The sequence below is a fragment of the Priestia koreensis genome (assembly GCF_022646885.1).
In the GTDB taxonomy this organism is placed as follows: Bacteria; Bacillota; Bacilli; order Bacillales; family Bacillaceae_H; genus Bacillus_AG; species Bacillus_AG koreensis_A.
On record NZ_CP061868.1, the window covers coordinates 990,089 to 1,008,838 of the forward strand.

General features: G+C 40.7%; 17 protein-coding genes and 2 riboswitches. Of the genes, 10 read left to right on the forward strand and 7 right to left on the reverse strand.

The annotated features are described in order from the left end of the window. Positions 1 to 43: 43 nt before the first annotated feature. Positions 44 to 523 (reverse strand): site-2 protease family protein, encoded by a 480-nt coding sequence (locus tag IE339_RS04880; RefSeq protein ID WP_242174074.1) that lies wholly within the window; start codon positions 521 to 523, stop codon positions 44 to 46. Positions 524 to 756: 233 nt separating this feature from the next. On the opposite strand from IE339_RS04880, the gene IE339_RS04885 reads away from it, so the two are divergent. Together IE339_RS04885 and IE339_RS04890 are read left to right on the forward strand one after the other, a co-directional pair. Then, positions 757 to 912, forward strand: coding sequence for a hypothetical protein (locus tag IE339_RS04885; protein ID WP_169775911.1), 156 nt, complete (start codon positions 757 to 759; stop codon positions 910 to 912). 3 nt (positions 913 to 915) lie between these two features. After that, entirely contained in the window at positions 916 to 1,062 is a 147-nt protein-coding gene (locus tag IE339_RS04890) for a hypothetical protein (RefSeq protein WP_242174077.1), read from the forward strand. A gap of 163 nt (positions 1,063 to 1,225) precedes the next feature. On the opposite strand, the gene IE339_RS04895 is transcribed toward IE339_RS04890, so the two are convergent. Beyond that, positions 1,226 to 2,617: an APC family permease gene (locus IE339_RS04895; protein WP_242174079.1), complete on the reverse strand. Its 1,392-nt coding sequence runs from the start codon at positions 2,615 to 2,617 to the stop codon at positions 1,226 to 1,228. Positions 2,618 to 2,825: 208 nt separating this feature from the next. Continuing rightward, entirely contained in the window at positions 2,826 to 4,595 is a 1,770-nt protein-coding gene (locus IE339_RS04900; protein ID WP_242174081.1) for a B12-binding domain-containing radical SAM protein, read from the reverse strand. Positions 4,596 to 4,869: 274 nt separating this feature from the next. Between IE339_RS04900 and nadE the strand changes: the two genes are divergently transcribed. The 4 genes from nadE (at position 4,870) to IE339_RS04925 (ending at position 10,320) form a co-directional block, all read left to right on the forward strand. Beyond that, positions 4,870 to 5,700 carry an ammonia-dependent NAD(+) synthetase gene (gene nadE / locus IE339_RS04905; RefSeq protein ID WP_242174083.1) on the forward strand — a complete coding sequence of 277 codons (831 nt, stop codon included), beginning with the start codon at positions 4,870 to 4,872 and terminating at the stop codon, positions 5,698 to 5,700. Positions 5,701 to 5,946: 246 nt separating this feature from the next. Beyond that, positions 5,947 to 7,740, forward strand: coding sequence for a methyl-accepting chemotaxis protein (locus tag IE339_RS04910; RefSeq protein ID WP_242174085.1), 1,794 nt, complete (start codon positions 5,947 to 5,949; stop codon positions 7,738 to 7,740). A 194-nt stretch (positions 7,741 to 7,934) separates the two neighbouring features. Next, a complete protein-coding gene (locus IE339_RS04915) occupies positions 7,935 to 9,776 on the forward strand; it encodes a PAS domain-containing sensor histidine kinase (protein ID WP_242174087.1) in 1,842 nt (613 codons plus the stop codon). Positions 9,777 to 9,801: 25 nt separating this feature from the next. Beyond that, positions 9,802 to 10,320, forward strand: a complete 519-nt coding sequence (locus tag IE339_RS04925) for a methylated-DNA--[protein]-cysteine S-methyltransferase (RefSeq protein WP_277933946.1) — start codon at positions 9,802 to 9,804, stop codon at positions 10,318 to 10,320. 17 nt (positions 10,321 to 10,337) lie between these two features. On the opposite strand, the gene IE339_RS04930 is transcribed toward IE339_RS04925, so the two are convergent. The 4 genes from IE339_RS04930 to IE339_RS04945 all read right to left on the reverse strand — a co-directional run bounded on the left by IE339_RS04930 (position 10,338) and on the right by IE339_RS04945 (position 14,468). Next, positions 10,338 to 10,796, reverse strand: a complete 459-nt coding sequence (locus tag IE339_RS04930) for a chemotaxis protein CheX (protein ID WP_242174089.1) — start codon at positions 10,794 to 10,796, stop codon at positions 10,338 to 10,340. 226 nt (positions 10,797 to 11,022) lie between these two features. Beyond that, positions 11,023 to 12,069 carry an S-methyl-5-thioribose-1-phosphate isomerase gene (mtnA, locus tag IE339_RS04935; protein WP_242174093.1) on the reverse strand — a complete coding sequence of 349 codons (1,047 nt, stop codon included), beginning with the start codon at positions 12,067 to 12,069 and terminating at the stop codon, positions 11,023 to 11,025. A 26-nt stretch (positions 12,070 to 12,095) separates the two neighbouring features. After that, positions 12,096 to 13,283, reverse strand: coding sequence for an S-methyl-5-thioribose kinase (gene mtnK, locus IE339_RS04940; protein ID WP_242174095.1), 1,188 nt, complete (start codon positions 13,281 to 13,283; stop codon positions 12,096 to 12,098). A gap of 150 nt (positions 13,284 to 13,433) precedes the next feature. Beyond that, positions 13,434 to 13,596: riboswitch (SAM riboswitch) on the reverse strand. Between the two features lie 95 nt (positions 13,597 to 13,691). Next, positions 13,692 to 14,468: a carbon-nitrogen family hydrolase gene (locus IE339_RS04945; protein ID WP_242174098.1), complete on the reverse strand. Its 777-nt coding sequence runs from the start codon at positions 14,466 to 14,468 to the stop codon at positions 13,692 to 13,694. Between the two features lie 199 nt (positions 14,469 to 14,667). Between IE339_RS04945 and IE339_RS04950 the strand changes: the two genes are divergently transcribed. The 4 genes from IE339_RS04950 (at position 14,668) to IE339_RS04965 (ending at position 18,724) form a co-directional block, all read left to right on the forward strand. Then, positions 14,668 to 15,846: a pyridoxal phosphate-dependent aminotransferase gene (locus IE339_RS04950; RefSeq protein WP_277933947.1), complete on the forward strand. Its 1,179-nt coding sequence runs from the start codon at positions 14,668 to 14,670 to the stop codon at positions 15,844 to 15,846. A 163-nt stretch (positions 15,847 to 16,009) separates the two neighbouring features. After that, positions 16,010 to 16,119: riboswitch (SAM riboswitch) on the forward strand. Between the two features lie 75 nt (positions 16,120 to 16,194). After that, complete coding sequence (mtnW, locus tag IE339_RS04955; RefSeq protein ID WP_242174100.1) at positions 16,195 to 17,439, forward strand: 2,3-diketo-5-methylthiopentyl-1-phosphate enolase; 1,245 nt, start codon at positions 16,195 to 16,197, stop codon at positions 17,437 to 17,439. Further along, the gene (locus IE339_RS04960; RefSeq protein ID WP_242174102.1) at positions 17,436 to 18,098 is read left to right on the forward strand and encodes a 2-hydroxy-3-keto-5-methylthiopentenyl-1-phosphate phosphatase; all 663 of its coding nucleotides are present in this window, start codon (positions 17,436 to 17,438) and stop codon (positions 18,096 to 18,098) included. Before mtnW ends, IE339_RS04960 begins: the two co-directional genes overlap by 4 nt. Next, the gene (locus IE339_RS04965; protein ID WP_242174104.1) at positions 18,095 to 18,724 is read left to right on the forward strand and encodes a methylthioribulose 1-phosphate dehydratase; all 630 of its coding nucleotides are present in this window, start codon (positions 18,095 to 18,097) and stop codon (positions 18,722 to 18,724) included. Before IE339_RS04960 ends, IE339_RS04965 begins: the two co-directional genes overlap by 4 nt. The last annotated feature ends 26 nt before the right edge of the window (positions 18,725 to 18,750 follow it).

An 18,750-nucleotide genomic window follows, 5' to 3' on the forward strand; every position in this document is an offset into this window, starting at 1 on the left:
AGCCCTGCCTAATCTCAGCAGGGCTTTTTTTGCGTGATGTTTATTAGTCGATGGGATCTTTGGATTTCCCGTATTTAATGACTTCATATATCGCCAGACCGTCACTTGGGTTTCCAGCCCCGTTTTTAAACGGAAGCATCGAAAAGAAAATAAAGTACACTGAAAAATAAACGAACTGATAAAAGAAAATATTTGCAGGCAGCAGGCCTTTGTAAATCATAGAGTTGACCATAAGGATGGCTATTAAGTTAAATACGCTTCCTGCTAAATAAATCAGAATACGGGCGAATTTTGTATCGTATTTTAGATTTCCATGCTGACACCAAGCTTCCATGAAATAAAAACTTTTGACTTCGCATGGTCCAAGTTTTAAAAGGGTATTTCCCACGCCTAAAACAAAGCGGATTTTTGCGCCAAAGATGCGTGCAACGAGTACATGTCCCAGCTCGTGGATAATCGTCACGATCGGTAATGTGAGAAAAAAAGCAAGGAAAAAGGTCCAAATATCATCAAGCCCAAACAAGAGAATCCCTCCTAGATGTTATGGTATGTATTTTGATTGTAGATGAGGTTTATCCAATGTCTATTTGAGTAGTACCCTGTGTATAGCGGCTATAACATGTTTTGGAGAGGTTTTTTCTTTCACTGTTAAAAAGTCAATGTGTTGTTAATATTTAACCGTTATGAATTCAGGTAGAAAAGGCTATTCTAAGTAATGAGCAACACGCTCACAAAGAGGACAGGGGGATGATCGCGTTGGCAAAACGTAAAGTAGCACACGATCCTGCGAAGAAAAATAATCAAACACCGAAAGAAAGCATGCCTGATACGGAATTTTCTGTTGAGTATGGTGGGGAAGACCGCTTTAAAGCAGCAAACCGTAACTCAAAAAAGAGCCGTCAGGGGAGATAACATATGATGAAGAAAAATCATCAAAGTCAGAAAGAAAAGACGAAGAATCTGTTTCAAGAGGAGTTCGGAAGTGAAATGGGCGATTTTAACGCTCATCAAGCTTACCAACCAGAAGCAGAATCACAAGCAAAAAAGCGCTGTAAAAAATAACATGCTGTGCTAGAGTGATTTATTCTACACAGGATTGTTTCCGATAAAAGTGCATTTGATCTGATTGCGAGGTCCTTTGCACGTAAGCAATGGAATACCAATCAATAACGAGAAAATGCATGGAAAAATCCCCCGCAGAATCGCCTGTGGGGGATTTTTCTAATTAGCTTGCCTTTTTAAGGGCAGTATGTTCTTTCTTTTTACCGAAGTGGTAAAACAACAGTCCTAAGCCGCTAAATACAACCGGACCGATAATAAGCGGCGCATACTCTCTCCATGTCGTTGTGGAAGAAGGGATCAGCGTTAGAACAATTGTACCGATGACGGATAAAAGCCCAATTCCTGCAACAATATAGGCAGTGACATTATGTTTAATTTTAAACGGACGCACACTTTTTCGATCTGTGATACGCAGTTTCAAATAGGCGCTAATTAAAAAGATATACGGAATGAAAAAGGCAAGTGTCGCCATTAACACCAGCATATTAAGTGCTGCAGAAATCGTTGGGATAAAGCTTGAAAGAATTAAAATGGCTGTTACCCCAGCCGCCTGCCAAAGAATAAGATTCATCGGCATATTCGCTTTATTTAACTTCGTTAAAGAAGCGGGTAAAATATTCTTTCCACTTTCACGAATCATGACGCTTGGATTAATAATTAGAAACGATAATGAGCCACCTACTGATAGCACAAAGCAAATACCAAGTATTTGTCCTAAGTTAAACGGTAAGTGAAACTGCTTTGTGACCGTATCGGCAAATAAATAAAGAGCCGTTGCGGTTTGATCAGGTGTAATATTCACCACAAATTGGAACGCAACCGTAGCTAAAATATAAACCGCACCAATTAAGATGGAAGCTGTTAAAATCGCCTTTGGAAACGTCTTTTGCGGATTACGCACATCGTTTGCGATCGTTCCGAGCATCTCCATTCCTGAAAAAGCAAACATTAAGCTCGATAAAAACATAATTGTATCAAGGGATAAATTGTTTGGTGCAATGCTTTTTGCTGTAAACTCTGTTGCGGAGTGGTGTCCCGTAAACATACTCGCAAATCCAAAGCCAAAAATCAGCAGCGCAGGTACTAATACGCCAAGCGGTGCACCGAATGAGGCAAGCTTTTCACTCATTTTTGTCCCTCGAAGCGTTAAAGCCGTGACGAATAAGAAAATGCCAATCGAAATAGATGTTGTCATCCATGTATGATCCAAAATTTGTGGCTGACGAATCGCATACGCGACGTTTACTGTAATCCCAATTAAAAGAGAAGGGTAGTACGTAAAATTGGCCACCCAGAAAAACCAGCCGCACAAAAAGCTAGCTCGTTCACCGAACGCACGCTTCACCCAGGAAGCTAGTCCTCCCTGTTCAGGATATGTGGTTGAAAGCTCTGATACCATTAGGCTAATCGGAATAAAGTATAAACATGCGGCAATAATCCAAAAGACAATGGCTGAAGGGCCGATTGTAGAAGCAAAGGGAATATTTTTAAGTCCTAATATTGAATTGATGCTCAAAAGGGAAAGCCCCATTACACCAAGTTTTTTGTTATTCATTGTTGTCACCATCCTCGTGTGTCCAAAGTTCCATGAAAGATCATGTCATAAACATTCAAATATGTGACTAATCATACATCAAAAAGCATAAACAACCAATATGTTTTATTAAAATAACATTTTTAAATATATTCTGACTCTTATGGGAGAGAAAAGAAACCGGCAAAAAAGGCAACCTCCGAAAGAGATTGCCTCCATGTATCTTTCCTTAGTTCAGAACGGGTACTGTAAAGGAAGAGAGTGGTTTTGAGTATAGTTTGGTTCTGTTTTCACGCTGATCGAAAAACACAAGAAGCAGTGATGGTTCAGAAATAATTTCGCCTGTTTCCTTGTAAGCTTCATAGTCAAAAGGAAGAATTTCAAGAAGCGTATGCTTATACAATTCTTTTTCCGATAACCCCTCTGCTACAAAGGATTCACCCATTAAACTTGCATCTTCTGATATTTGGCGATAATAGTGTGAGCGAATAGGCTTATCTGTTAAGTCGTTCCACCATGGCTTGCGCGGTTTGAACTTTTGTTTTTGCAGATAATCTAGCTTCATGAATCCAGAGATAATATCGTGCTCACTGAATCCTTCTGTAAGTAAATATTCATCTAAGCGTTTAAAAAGATCTTCTAGCTGATGGCCAATACGTGACCAGCCCTGCTCGTCCCAATACGTGCCGAAGCCTTGGAAAAAGTCAAACGGCGTTTCATACACATGTTTGACTAAGAATTCGATCGTTTGATCAACGCGGTGATCGTTCCAGTACTTTTCTAAAATGTCTTCAACCTGTTTAATACGAATAACATCTTCGAAGGAAAGAACGTTATTTCGAAGAATTTCGTACGGTGAGTGATCCATGTATACGTAGTCGTGCTGATCAGCGCGAAGACGCAATCCTGTTCCGCGAAGCATTTTTAAGAATCCAAGCTGTAACTCTTCTGGACGTAGCGCGAACACGTCGTTGAACGTATTTTTAAAGGATGCATAATCTTCGTCAGGAAGACCAGCAATTAAATCAAGATGCTGATCAATTTTACCGCCGTCTTTTACCATCGTAACCGTACGAGTAAGCTTTTGGAAGTTTTGCTTTCTCATGACAAGCTCGTTAACCGCATCGTTTGTGGACTGTACGCCAATTTCAAAGCGGAACAGACCTTTTGGTGCGTTGTCATTAAGGAATTGAATGACTTCTGGGCGCATAATGTCCGCTGTAATTTCAAATTGAAATACGGTTCCCGGAAGATGCTCATCAATTAGAAATTGAAACATTTCCATGGCATAGCTGCGGCTAATATTAAACGTACGATCCACAAATTTAATGGTTTTTGCACCGTTTTGCATTAAGAAGCGGATGTCGTCTTTTACTTTCTCACGATCAAAGTAGCGAACGCCTACTTCAATAGAAGAAAGGCAGAACTGACAGCTGAACGGACAGCCGCGACTTGTTTCAATATACACAACGCGCTTTGAAAGCTCGCTGCGATCTTCTTCGAAGCGGAACGGAGAAGGCATTTCTTTGAGATCGATTTTATTGCGCTGCGGGTTAATGACTTTTTCTCCGTCACGTCGGAACGCAACGCCGCTTACGTTCTCATAGTTTCCTTCACCATCAATTTCACGAAGAAGCTGTTTGAACGTTTCTTCACCTTCACCAATCGCGATAAAATCAGCATCTGGAATACGATCAAGCCATTGACTTACATCGTACGTTACTTCAGGTCCACCCAGAATAATCTTTACCTCTGGTTTAATTTTCTTCAGTAACTTCACCACTTTAATTGTTTCTTCGATGTTCCAAATGTAGCAGCTGAAGCCAATCACATCAGGATTTCGCGTATATAAATCAGTGACAATATTTAAAATAGGGTCTTTAATTGTATATTCAGCCATTTCTACCGCAAATTCAGGTTCGGCATAAGCTTTTAAGCAACGAAGTGCTAGGCATGTATGAATGTATTTAGCATTTAATGTACTTACGACAATATTCATTGAAATTACGAAACCTCCTATTAAATATAACGCTCTATTGTATCACATTTTTGCCATAAAAAGCGTAAGAGATAACAAAAAAGCACGGCTTCTCTTTTTAATCTAGTTCACCAAGGTACATAATAGAGAGGGAAGTATTTTTGTCCTCGGTTTTAGAGAGGGTGAATGGGGAATACTACAGGAAATAGTGTTATGCTTTTCCAACAAGGCAGAACGTGAGATAATACAATGTGGTCAATCGACACAGGTCGTGATGATGAAAGGAGCTTATAACATGAGTGAATTACAACGTAAAATTATTGAGGAAATGGAAACAAAGCCTCAAATTAATCCACAAGAAGAAATTCGCCGTAGCGTTGATTTCTTGAAAGCGTACATGAAAAAAAATAGTTTTCTACGTACGTTTGTGCTAGGAATTTCAGGCGGTCAAGATTCTACTTTAGCTGGTAAGCTAGCGCAGGTTGCTGTAAATGAATTAAATGAAGAAGCGGGAAAAGAACACTATCAATTTATTGCTGTGCGCCTTCCTTACGGTGTACAAGCGGATGAACAGGATTGCCAAGATGCGCTTCAGTTTATTCAGCCTAGTCGTAGCGTAGCGGTCAATATTAAAGGTGCAGTTGATCAAGCAGTAGAAGCAGTAGAAGCTGCAACAGGTGAGAAGGTTTCTGATTTTAATAAAGGAAACATCAAGGCACGTCAGCGTATGATTGCTCAATACGCAATTGCAGGATCATCGAACGGTGTAGTTATTGGAACAGATCACTCTGCAGAAGCAGTAACAGGCTTTTATACGAAATACGGTGACGGCGGAGCGGACTTAGTACCTCTTTATCGTTTAACAAAACGTCAAGGAAAACAGCTGTTAAAAGAGCTGGGGTGCCCAGAGCATCTCTACATGAAAAAGCCAACGGCTGATCTAGAAGAAGATCGTCCACAGCTTCCAGATGAAGAAGCATTAGGAGTTACATACGATCAAATTGATGAATATTTAGAAGGAAAAGATGTTGGGGAAGAGGCAAGCAAAACCATTGAAGGCCATTATTTAAAATCTCAGCATAAGCGCCATATGCCAATTACGGTATTTGATGACTTTTGGAAATAAAGAGTAGGGAGAAGGTCGTGATTCTGATCACGATCTTTTTTTACAAAAGATAGAAAATTTAGTAAATGTAGTCTAATTTTCATAAAAGCAGACGATATAATAAGTGTAATTATATCGTCTGCTTTTTTTATGTCATGAATAGGAAAAAAGATTCATTTTTTTAGTAAAATAATATTTATTATTATCTAAAAATTTTCTATAATAGGAAAATAATGAAAAAGGTAGGGTGAAAGGGGAGCGTAAAGCGTGAAAAAACAGCGTGAGAAAAAAATACGTGCCAAAAAAGAGAAAAAGCACAAAAACGCAAGTAAGCCCAATAACCGTGGGAGGGAATGGTTTAGTAAAGCATTTAGCCGATTAACGTTAGGGAAAAAATATGGACTAGGTATGCTAGTGGTAATCGTGTTGTTTTCCTTATCGATCATTGCAACGTTCGTTTCACTGACGGTCGTAAAGCGTGATGTAGGAAATGAGATGGATGGAAGCGAACGATCCATTACGATCGTGAACATGCAAAAACAATTCCGTGAACAAGGAAATATTATTAATAGCTATATTTTAGATAGTAATCCCGCTCATATTGATGAGATGAGACGAAATGACGTAGCGTTTAAAGAGTTGTCAAAAACACTAAAAAGTTCAATGAGTGACGAAGAACATCAAGTGAAATTGACACAGATTCTAAATAATGAAGGTAAAATTGTAAAGTTATTTAATAAAGACGTCGTTGATGGTGTAGTTGCACAAGATAAGTTGGCGTATACAACGGCAAAAATGAGAGCCGATCAAATTATTAGCGATAACGTAATTACGCTTGATTCGCTTAATGAAATTATTCAAAGTGAGCGAGATACATATGTTAATCGTGCGCAGGCTATTTTAAGTACGGCAGGTTTTATTCTATTAGGAGCCCTCGTCGTATCCATTATTATTGGATCAGGCATTATGATTGTGATTACGAGAACGCTAAACAAACAGCTAGGAATTCTCGTAAAAACAGCGAAACGTATTGCACAAGGAGAGTTGAATGTTGAACTGCCGCATTACAACGGAAAAGATGAGATTGCACAGCTGAGTGATGCGGTAGATATGATGAGGCAAAACTTGCAGGGAATGATTCAAGAAATTTCAGCTGTTTCTACTCAAGTAACAGAAAAAAGTGAAGAATTAACGAGATCGTCTAGCGAAGTAAGACAAGCGAGCCTACAAATTGCTACTACGATGACACAGCTGTCAGCAGGAGCAGATGATCAGGCTAAGACGGCTTCAAATATCGCAGAAATGATGGATGGATACGTAGATAAAATCAATCATGCCACCGTCGAAAGTAAAGATGTCCAGTCTGTATCCACAACAATTCTACACATGACGAAAGAAGGAAACACGTTAATGAATGAATCAACGGTGAAAATGGAAGATATTCATCGTCTCGTGAAAACGTCCGTTGATAAAGTAAAAGGATTAGATGCTCAAACGAAGCAAATTTCAAAATTGGTGAACGTGATTCGAGATATTGCCGATCAAACGAATCTTCTAGCGTTAAACGCAGCCATTGAAGCAGCGCGTGCAGGTGATCACGGTCGCGGGTTTGCAGTAGTAGCTGATGAGGTGCGCAAGCTTGCTGAACAGGTGTCACACTCCGTTTCAGATATTACAAGCATCGTAAAAGGAATTCAAGCGGAGTCACACGAGGTAGTGTCTTCGTTAGTAGAAGGGTACGAACAAGTAGAAAGCGGAGCTGATCAGATTCAGCACACGGGTAAAACGTTCCAAAACATTCATCAGTCGATTACGAATATGGATAAAAGCATCGTAACAATGACGACAAATTTGAACGATATCTCGAACGTGACTTCTAAAATTAATGAGTCGATTGAAAGCATCGCATCTGTTTCAGAGGAGTCCGCAGCAGGAATTGAACAAGCTTCGGTCTCTGTTCATCAATCAAATGCATCCATTGAGGATGTATCTGATAACTCAGCTTATTTGGCACAGCTGGCTGATCAGCTCAATCAGATGCTCTTGCGCTTTAAGCTCTAATCATAAGCTAGATGGCATAACGCCATTTAGCTTATTTTTTTCTTGAAAATGGAAGCGAATGCTGTCTCTTTTTTAGGAAGAAAGACGGAGTAAATCGAAAATTCTAAGATTTTCTCCTCAGAAATAGAAGGGTATTGATCGAATCTGTAGAATAATGTGATAGCGTTGTTTAAATGTGAAAGGAGACAAAGCACGTGACCGAAAACAAAATGGCAACTGTAAAAAAAGGGATCACGGAACCATCTCGTCTTCTTAGTATGGATTCATTTCCTTCTAACGAACAAGTATTTAATTACAAACTATATCAGGATATATTCAACCAGGCCGTAGACGGGATTATTATCTTTGATGAACATGGATGGATTTTGGAAGTAAACCCTGCTTTTTGTAATCGAACATCGTATCAGCGTGAAGAGCTCCTTCAGATGAAGATCGATGGAATGGTCGATGAGAAATTTCAATATAAAATACACAAGCTGTTAAAGATTCTTCATAAAAATGGTCGTGCGAGAGGTGAGCTTCCTGTCAAGCTCCATAATGGAGAGGAAAAATATTTTGAATTTATTACCACGACTCATGTTGAACAGCACTATTACATGTCCATTATGAGAGATGTCACTGAAAAGCGATACATGGAAAAACAGCTCGCCAAAAGTGAACAAAAGTTTCGTGAAGTGTTTGAGAATGCCCTTGATTCCATTATCATTTGGGAAGATAATGGACGAATTGTTGACGCCAATTTAGCCGCTGCACGTACGTTTGAGCTTCCTCTTTATGAGCTAATCGGAACGAATCTTCAGCGCTTTACCGATACTGGTAAAAGTGACGTTTCGTCCATTGTGAAAGAGTTTTTTGACAATGGAGCCATTCGCGAAGAATTATTATTTTGCATGGGAAATGGTCAGAAAAAGGAATTGGAATTCACGGCCAAGCGCGGAGCCATTGAAGGGTATAATATTGCTATTTTTCGAAATGTAAGTGAACGAAAGCGGATGGAGCGAGATCTACGTCAAAATGAGCAGAAATTCCGTAAAATGTTTCACGGCTCGCTCGACGGAATCGTTTTGTGGGATGAACAAAAACGTGTTGTTGATGTGAATTCCGCTGCTTGTAACATTTTTGATCAGTCGATTGAAGAGCTGAGAGGGAAAAAAATATGGCAGTTTATTCATAAGAATGCTTTTGAAGAGCTCGATTCTCACTGGCAAACGCTCGATGATAGTGGAGAAGCGGACGGTGAAATTTTGTGTGTGACCATGAACAATGAAGAAAAAATCATTGAGTTTTCGATTAAAAAGGATATTATGCCAGGTCTGTACATGACGATTATTCGAGACGTGACGGATAAAAAACAGCTACAAGAGCAAATACGTAAATCAGATACGCTTCAAGTAGTGGGGCAGCTTGCCGCTGGTATTGCGCACGAAATACGTAATCCGATGACTGCTCTAAAAGGATTTATCCAGCTTCTTCAGGATAATATTAACCAAGAAAATGCGCTTTATTTTGATGTCATCACCTCTGAACTGCATCGAATTGAAACGATTATTACAGAGTTTCTAGTTCTAGCTAAACCACAGGCGATTCGCTTTGAGAAGTATCCGGTCATTAAAATTGTGCGTGAGACGATTGACCTTCTAGGCGCACAGGCGCTGCTTGAGGATGTGCAGTTTTTACCGATATTTGACTATGATCTTCCACCGATTTACTGTGAGTCACATCAGCTTAAACAAGTGTTCATTAACATTATTAAAAACGCAATTGAAGCGATGAAAAACGGTGGGTTTATTACCATTAAGGTCAGTCGTTATGATGCGGGGAATATTCTTGTGTCTATTAAGGATGAAGGAGAAGGCATACCACCCGATCGTGTCAAAAGTCTTGGTGAACCGTTTTACACGACAAAGGAAAAAGGAACGGGTTTGGGGCTGATGGTGTCCTATAAAATTATTAAAGAGCACAAAGGGCGCATTGAAGTAGAAAGTGAGCTTGGGGCAGGAACAACATTTGATATTATCCTTCCTGCGGTTTTATAATGGCAATATGAAGGGAGATACAGCGATGTATTACTATAAAAAGATAACGGCTCCCATTTTTAAAGAGCTTCATCTAGTGGCAACTGAAAAGGGAATTTCTCATGTTTTTTTAACAGAAAACGAATTTGAACAGTTTCAAGCGAATGCAAGTATTCAACCAGATGATGTCGGGTATACCGAAGAGGCCGTACAGCAGATCGCAGAGTATTTTTCGGGTAGTAGAAAGGAATTCAACCTTTCGATTGATCTTCAAAAGGGAACAGCGTTTCAACGCGAGGTGTGGCAAGCGCTGTCTGAAATCCCTTTTGGAGTGACACAGTCCTATCAAGACGTCGCGACGCTTATTGGAAGACCAAAAGCAGTACGCGCCCTCGGACAGGCAAATCGAAATAATCCACTACCTATTGTCGTTCCATGTCATCGAGTCATTGGAAAAGATCGGCGTTTAACAGGATATGCGGGAGATAAGTTGGCTGAAAAAGAGCAGCTTCTTGCATTAGAGGGAATTACAGTAGTAGAGGGAATGATAAAAGAGGGGCAATGATTACCATTGGCCCTCTTTTAACTGATATTTGATAGTTCTTCGTTGACAGAAATATTGATTTCTAAAAAACCTTTATCTTCAAGCTTCAGAGGTAGTTTAAATAGTAAGTGTTGGTGCGGCGTATGAGTGTAGTTAGTGAGAAAGGTTGGTGGTGTTATATCAATATTCAGTTCATGTTGAGTTGCTTCTGTCGCAAAGTTTCCTGCTAGCATATTGCCTAGTTCACACGTAAAAGATTGGAGCATAGAGCCTTCTACAGCCATGCCAAACATAGAGGTAGCTAAATTAGACAGAGTTACTTCATCGCTTTTAATTAAGAGTTGTCCCGTAATGTCACCTGTTAGACCGATCGACACGATGCATTCGGCTGGTAGTACTTTTGGTGCGTTTTCTGTATCAACAGTAAGCGTAGTTGGAATAAAACTTTGAAAAGATGTGACAGCTTTTTCTAATACAACAGACATTGATGCTTTCATTTTCTCACCTCGATCATGACTTTTGAACTGATTCTATAATAACATAAAAAAACCAATTTTCGACTATTATTTACAGAAAAATGAATAAAAATTAATATATTTTGATTTTAATTAGTCAGAAAAATTAATATTTTCAGTTTTATGTAGGTAAAATCGCTTAATTTTAAAGCTTTACAGTAAAAAAGCCACGTTTCCTGATAGGTAAACGTGACTTTTTTATGCATGATTAACTGAATAAAGCAGCAATCTCAGACGAGAAGTCATTTTTTAAAATCCCTTTTTCCGTAATGATGGCCGTAATCAGTTCATTCGGAGTAACATCAAAGGCTGGATTGTACACATGAATTCCATCGGGTGCGATTTGCTGACCGTGAATATGCGTAATCTCTTCCGGGCTACGTTCTTCAATAGGAATCGAAGAACCGTCTTCAATGCTCGTATCAAACGTTGAAAGGGGGGCTGCCACGTAAAATGGAATATCAAAGGCCTGCGCAAGCAAAGCAAGACCGTATGTCCCAATTTTGTTTGCCGTATCGCCATTGGCGGCAATGCGATCTGCCCCGACAATAATGGCATTTACACCTTTTGTTTTGATGGTGTGTGCAGCCATGCTGTCTGTAATAAGGGTAACGTTTACTCCAGATTGCTGAAGCTCCCAAGCAGTTAAACGAGATCCTTGTAAAACAGGGCGTGTTTCACAAGCAAAGACTTCTAGCGGAATATCCCGTTCAACGGACAAATGAAACGGTGCAAGCGCTGTTCCGTAGTAGGCGGTTGCAATTGAACCGGCATTACAAATCGTCATAACCCGGTCATGTTTTGAGAAAAGGGAGAGTGCATGATCCCCAATTTGATAGCATACTTCTTCATCCTCAATTTGAATGCGAATGGCTTCGTGTACAAGTGTCGTTTTTGCTTCATTTAACGATTTTACGTCGGTAATGCTATTCGTTAAACGATCGAGCGCCCAAAATAAATTAACGGCTGTTGGACGAGAGCTTGCTAAATAATCACGGTCCTTTTGAAGCTGCGTTTCAAACTCTTCGCGTGTTTCGAAGTCATAGGACTGAGCAGCAAGCGCTAATCCGAATGCAGCTGTAATTCCAATGGCAGGTGCTCCTCTTACTTTTAAAGAGACGATTGCATCCCAAACATCTTCAATGCTTTGTAATTCAATATATTCAACCGTTGTTGGTAAAAGTTGCTGATTTAATAGTGTAATAGATGTTTCCTTCCATTCCACAGAACGAGGAACACTTAATAAATTTGTCATACGTTTTTCTTCCTTTCTAGACTCAGTTAAGCTGTTTGTTTTACCAAGTCTTCTAGCTCAGCCGGTGATGAGAGCGTTGTTTGCGATAAAAGTAGTGCGCGACCTAGACGTAGAGCTTGTTGTTTTGTTGTAATTCGATCTTCATCGTGTTCAATACCGTCTAAATCAGCTACGTGGGCTAAACCAATTGTGCGTCGAATAACCTCGCACCCAGCGAACCCGATTGCATCTTCCCAAATACGTTTGAGAACGTAGTCCAGGTAGCCTTCTGTTTTTGTGTAGGGATCTCTGGATTCATTTCTCCATAGGGTGGAAAAGGTTTGAGTGAACACTTCCCACGTTTTTGTAATATGTGCATATAACACATCGCGGCCTGCCTCTTTTCGTGAAAGGGCGTTTAGCAATAAATTGGCTACGAATTGGCCAAGATCAAATCCGAGTGGACCGTAAAAAGCAAACTCTGGATCAATAATTTTAGTTGTATGAGAATCTGCAAAAATACTTCCTGTATGGAGGTCTCCGTGTACGAGCGCTTCGCCACTTGTGATAAATTTTTGCTTTAATTTTGCTACCTCAAGTTTTACAGCAGCATCTTCCCATAATTTTTCTACATCCTGTTTTAATTCAGGTTCAAAATCATTCGTATCGTGATCAAAAAATGGGTCGGTAAAGACTAAATCCTCTGTAATTTTGCATAAGTCCGGATTGATGAATGTTCTAACAGATTCCTTTTTTTCTTTTGCATCAGCGGAAAAATCAGACGTGTAAAACAGGACGTTTCCGAGAAACTCCCCAACATGCTGTGAAAGAAGAGGGTATGATTCTCCTTCAATAAGTCCCGCTCGAGAAATTTGCAGATGAGATAAGTCTTCCATCACCGTAATAGCAAGCGTTTCGTCTGTGTAATAGACTTCAGGCACATACTGCGGCACATATTTTGCGAATTCAAGTAAAGCATTGCTTTCGATGGTTGCTCGCTTTAATGTAAGAGGCCAGCTTTCACCTACTACTTTTGCATATGGGAGAGCTTGTTTAATAATGAGGCCCCGATTGGACTTGTCACTTGTGATATGAAACACGAGATTTAGATTTCCGTCCCCGATTTCACGGCATGTTAGCGCTTCTTGCTCGCTAAATAGCTGAAGTTTTTTTGAAAGCTTAATGGCTGTGATTTCTGTTAATGGTTCATATACTGCTTCTTGTGTTACGGACATAGTAAAACCTCCTGAATATTAATTATTTTCTGAACGAAGAAAATAAATGGAATTTTCAATGAATAAAATGTGGAATAAATCGTGTACGAGCAAGAGGCAATAAAAAAGCCTCTTTCGTAGTGAAAGAGGCTTGAAGTCGAAACGTCAAACCTCTTATCTACCAGAAAGAACATCTTTCTGTTGGAATTAGCACCGTGCCTTACAGAAACAACGTGGTTTCTGGCGCCAATTGAAGCGCCCCATTTCACAATGGTATTATGGTCGGTTGCTGGGCATCACAGGGCCAAATCCCTCCGCCAGCTCTTGATAAGAGTTTGTTATTTACATATTTTGTTTGGAAAATTAAAACTTCTGTTGAGAATATTAACAGCTAACTTGGAACGATGTCAACTACTTTTGAAAAGAAAATTAATAAAATTCGGTTCTACGATCGGAAAAAATAGGAATTTTCTTACGAACAGAAGCGACGAGTTGAGGGTCAATGACCCCACTAATCATCTCTTCTTGTTCACCTGCTTCAGCCACAATGTCTCCCCACGGGTCCACGATGAGAGAGTGTCCAGCAAATACGTTGTTTGGATCGCTTCCTGACCGATTGCAAGCGACCACATAGCATTGATTTTCGATTGCTCTACTAATCAAGAGCGCCTTCCAATGTGCAAGGCGAGGAAGAGGCCACTCGGCTACGACAAACAAAACTTCGGCTCCTTTGCTTGTGTGAACACGAATCCATTCAGGAAAGCGAATATCATAACAAATCATGCCGGCGCATGACGTATCCTCAAGCGTGAACATATTTTCTGTTTTGCCAGGAGTTAAATAAAGATGCTCGTCCATCAGCTTAAACAAATGCAGCTTGTCGTATGTTCCGACCTGCTCGCCCTCTTTGTTAAAAATGTACATCGTGTTCGCAATTCCTGCGCCGTGATCGTTGGCGACCGAGCCACCCACAATTGCTACGTGATGTTTCTTTGCAAACGAAGATAAAAATTCTTTTGTTTTTTCACCGTTTTGATCAGCAATTTCAGGTAGTCGTGTTAAGTCATAGCCCGTTGTCCATAGCTCTGGTAAGACAATGACGTCAGGCTGTTCGTGAAGCGCTTCTTCTAGCTTGAGCGTCGCTTTTTTTATATTTTCCTCAGGCTGTCCGAATGCAATGTCCATCTGTATACATACTACTTTCATTACGTGTTCCTCCTAAAGTGTACCTAAAAGATAAAGTGTCTAGTAATCTTTTAATGTTCTCTCTCTATTGCCTATACACCTCTATAAAAGTTAAAAGAACGAGATGAGGTTCTGTCGATAAAAAAGGCTTTACAAGTTGCTGATAAGGATATATCATTTTTCACTAGAATTTCAAGAAAATTTTGAGAAGGTGTAAAATATGGTGCAATTTCAACAATCAGACTTATTAAAAAAATTACCAAAGCAATTTTTTGCTTCACTGGTGGCAAAAGTCAGCAACGTAGTAGCCCAAGGCCACGACGTCATTAACTTAGGACAGGGAAATCCAGATCAGCCAACACCTCCACATATCGTCGAAGCATTAAAAAAAGCAAGTGACAATGTGGATTATCATAAATACTCACCGTTTCGCGGGCAAAAATTTTTAAAAGAGGCGGTTGTCACATTTTACGAGCGTGAGTATGGCGTAAAGCTTGATGCCGAAAAAGAAGTCGCGATTTTATTTGGTGGCAAAGCAGGGCTTGTGGAAGTTCCTCAATGTCTGCTCAATCCAGGGGATACGGTACTCGTTCCAGACCCAGGTTATCCGGACTATTGGTCAGGTGTGGAGCTAGCTCGTACAAAAATGGAGATTATGCCTCTTCGGGCGGAAAATAATTTCTTGCCAGATTACGAGGAAATTAGTGAAGACGTGAAAGAAAAAGCAAAGCTGATGTTTTTGAACTATCCAAATAACCCAACAGGTGCGGTTGCGACGAAGGAATTTTTTGACGATACGATCTCTTTTGCTCGTGAGCATGATGTATGTGTCGTACACGATTTCGCTTACGGAGCAATCGGCTTTGATAGTCAAAAGCCGATTAGCTTTCTAGAAGCCGAGGGTGCAAAGGACGTCGGGATTGAAATCTATACATTTTCTAAAACGTTTAATATGGCAGGATGGCGAATTGCATTTGCTGTTGGAAATGAGAGCGTCATTGAAGCGATCAATCTTCTTCAGGATCATCTATACGTGAGTATTTTTAGCGCTGTACAAGAGGCGGCGGCGGTTGCGCTTCTTAGTTCACAGGAATGTGTTACAGATCTAAACGCGCTCTATGAATCTCGACGCAACGTATTCATAAATGGACTACAGGAAATCGGTTGGAAAGTAGAAGCACCAGCAGGTTCGTTCTTTGCATGGCTGCCTGTTCCAGAAGGATATACGTCACAGCAGTTTTCAGATTTATTGCTAGAGGAGGCAAAGGTAGTGGTAGCGCCAGGAAACGGGTTTGGAGAATACGGTGAAGGCTATGTGCGAGTAGGGTTACTGACTGAAGAACACCGACTTCAAGAGGCCGTCGAGCGCATTAAGGCACTACAGTTATTTAACGTCTGAACATGAATAAAAAAACGCTAAAAATTTTAAAGATACGGTATTGACAATTTTTAATAATGCTGTCATAATCCAAATTACATGCGAACCAAGCAGGTAAATAATTCAAAAACATTAACACGTATTCGTTTATTAGAAACGTAGTTTACTAAATAGATATGACACTATCTTATCAAGAGCAGGTGGAGGGACTAGCCCTATGAAGCCCGGCAACCGACTTAATAGACTTATTAAGCACGGTGCTAAATCTTGCAGCATATTGCTGACAGATAAGAAGAGTACAAGAGCGCCTCTTCTTATAATTTAGAAGGGGCGCTTTTTTTTGGTAGTGTTTGAAAGGAGTTTTACGACATGAGTGAAGTCATCGCAAGTTATTTAATTCATGATTCTTCAGGGGATTTTGAAAAAAAAGCAGAGGGAATTGCCCTTGGTTTAACAGTAGGTTCATGGACTAATTTACCTCTACTAGAACAAGAACAGCTTAAAAAGCATAAAGGACGCGTCGTCTCCATTTCTGAATTAGAGACGTGCAATCGCGTAAATCAATACGCAGGGGAACAGCTAAAGCAGGCAATTGTTAAAATTGCGTATCCGGCCGCAAACTTTTCTCGCGATCTACCTGCTATTTTAACAACGGTTTTCGGAAAATTATCGCTAGATGGAAAAGTGAAATTAATTGACTTGGACTTTTCAACGGACTTATTACAAGCATTTCCTGGGCCACGTTTTGGAATTGACGGTATTCGCCGTTTAACAAACGTGTCTGATCGACCGCTCGTCATGAGCATTTTCAAAGGTGTTATCGGGCGTGATCTCAATTATCTAGGAACCCAGCTGCGCGAGCAGGCCCTTGGTGGAGTCGATCTTGTGAAGGATGATGAAATTTTATTCGATAGCGACTTAACGCCATTTGAAAAACGCGTCACAACTGGAAAAGCGATTTTAGACGGAGTTTACGAGGAAACGGGTCACCGTACGCTTTATGCGGTTAATTTAACAGGACGTACATACGATTTAAAAGAAAAAGCGAAGCGAGCGGCAGAGCTAGGGGCGGATGCATTATTATTTAACGTATTTGCTTACGGACTCGATGTTCTTCAAGCACTACGTGAAGATGATGAAATTGGCATTCCACTGATGGCTCATCCCGCTGTGAGCGGAGCGCTGACGCCTTCTGAGTTTTATGGATTTTCTCATGGATTACTTTTAGGAAAGCTTCTTCGCCTAACAGGTGCGGACTTCTCCCTATTTCCATCACCGTACGGAAGTGTGGCTTTACCGTTTGAAGAAGCCATTAGCATCGGGACGGAACTTACGACTCCGAATCACTACGTGAAGCGCTCGTTCCCAGTTCCATCAGCAGGTATTCATCCTGGACTTGTTCCACTTTTAGTTCGTGACTTTGGTATTGATTCAGTTATTAATGCCGGCGGCGGTGTTCATGGTCATCCCGACGGAGCTGTTGGGGGAGGTCAGGCATTCCGTGCCGCTGTGGACGCATCCTTGAAGGGCATTGATTTACGCCAGGCAGCCGACACATCAGACGCCTTGAAGAAAGCCCTTGATTTATGGGGAACGGTGGAGGTGCACGCATGAGAAATCTCATCCTGTTTTGCGATTTTGATGGGACGATCACCAATACAGATAACATTATTGCTATCATGAAACAATTTGCTCCACCAGAATGGAACGCCATTAAAGATGACGTTCTTGCACAGCGCGTTTCAGTGCAAGAAGGAGTAGGAAAGATGTTTTCTCTTCTTCCGTCTTCATTGAAGAACGAAATCATTGAATTTTTACTCCAAAAAGCAGAAATTCGTGAAGGTTTTCAGGAGTTTGTGGCTTTTGCGAAGGAGAAGGGGCTTCCGCTGTATATCGTAAGCGGAGGCATCGATTTCTTTGTCGAGCCGCTTCTTGATGGATTAGTTGAGCCGTCTTCTATTTACTGTAACGGGTCCGATTTTAGCGGGGAAAGAATTCGCATTACATGGCCTCATGACTGTGATGAACATTGCGACAACGGCTGTGGCTGCTGTAAACCATCCCTTCTTCGTCGTTTGGCTCACAGTGATGACTTTAAAGTGGTCATTGGGGATTCCATTACAGATCTACAGGCTGCGAAGCTTGCTGATGCTGTTATTGCCCGCGACTTTTTAATTGAGAAATGTGAGGAGCTTTCCATCCCTTATCGTCCGTTTGCGACTTTCCATGACGTGAAAAATCATGTTCAAGAGCTTCTAGAGGTGCGCGTATGAGTTTACTAGTGAAGCGCTGGCATGAGCTAGCAGACGTAAAAGAAGAACTAGCGGACCGAGATTGGTTTATGGGCACGAGTGGAAATCTTTCCATTCGTGTAGGCTCTCAGCCTACGACCTTTTGGGTAACGGCAAGCGGCAAGGATAAGCGAAAGCGGACGAGTGAGGACTTTTTATTAGTAGACGGCGGGGGAAATCCTGCGGAGGAGACGGATTTAAAACCGTCTGCAGAAACGCTTCTTCATGTGAAAATCTACGAACGCACACAAGCAGGCTGTGGCTTGCACGTTCATACGATTGATAACAACTTAATTTCAGAGCTATATGGAGATGAAGGTCAGGTTGTCTTTCAAGGTCAAGAGATCATTAAAGCACTCGGTCTTTGGGAGGAAGATGCCATCATCAAAGTTCCGATTATTCCGAATTATGCGGACATACCGCGTTTAGCTGAAGAGTTTGCTCCACACATTCACGGTGATCAAGGTGCCGTATTAATTCGCAATCATGGTATTACCGTGTGGGGACGAACGGCGTTTGAAGCTAAGAAATTTTTAGAGGCGTATGAATTTTTGTTTAGCTATCATTTGAAATTGCGTCTTGCACAGCGTGATTTTCAAACTAATTAATAGACATTAACCATTAGGAGGAAGAA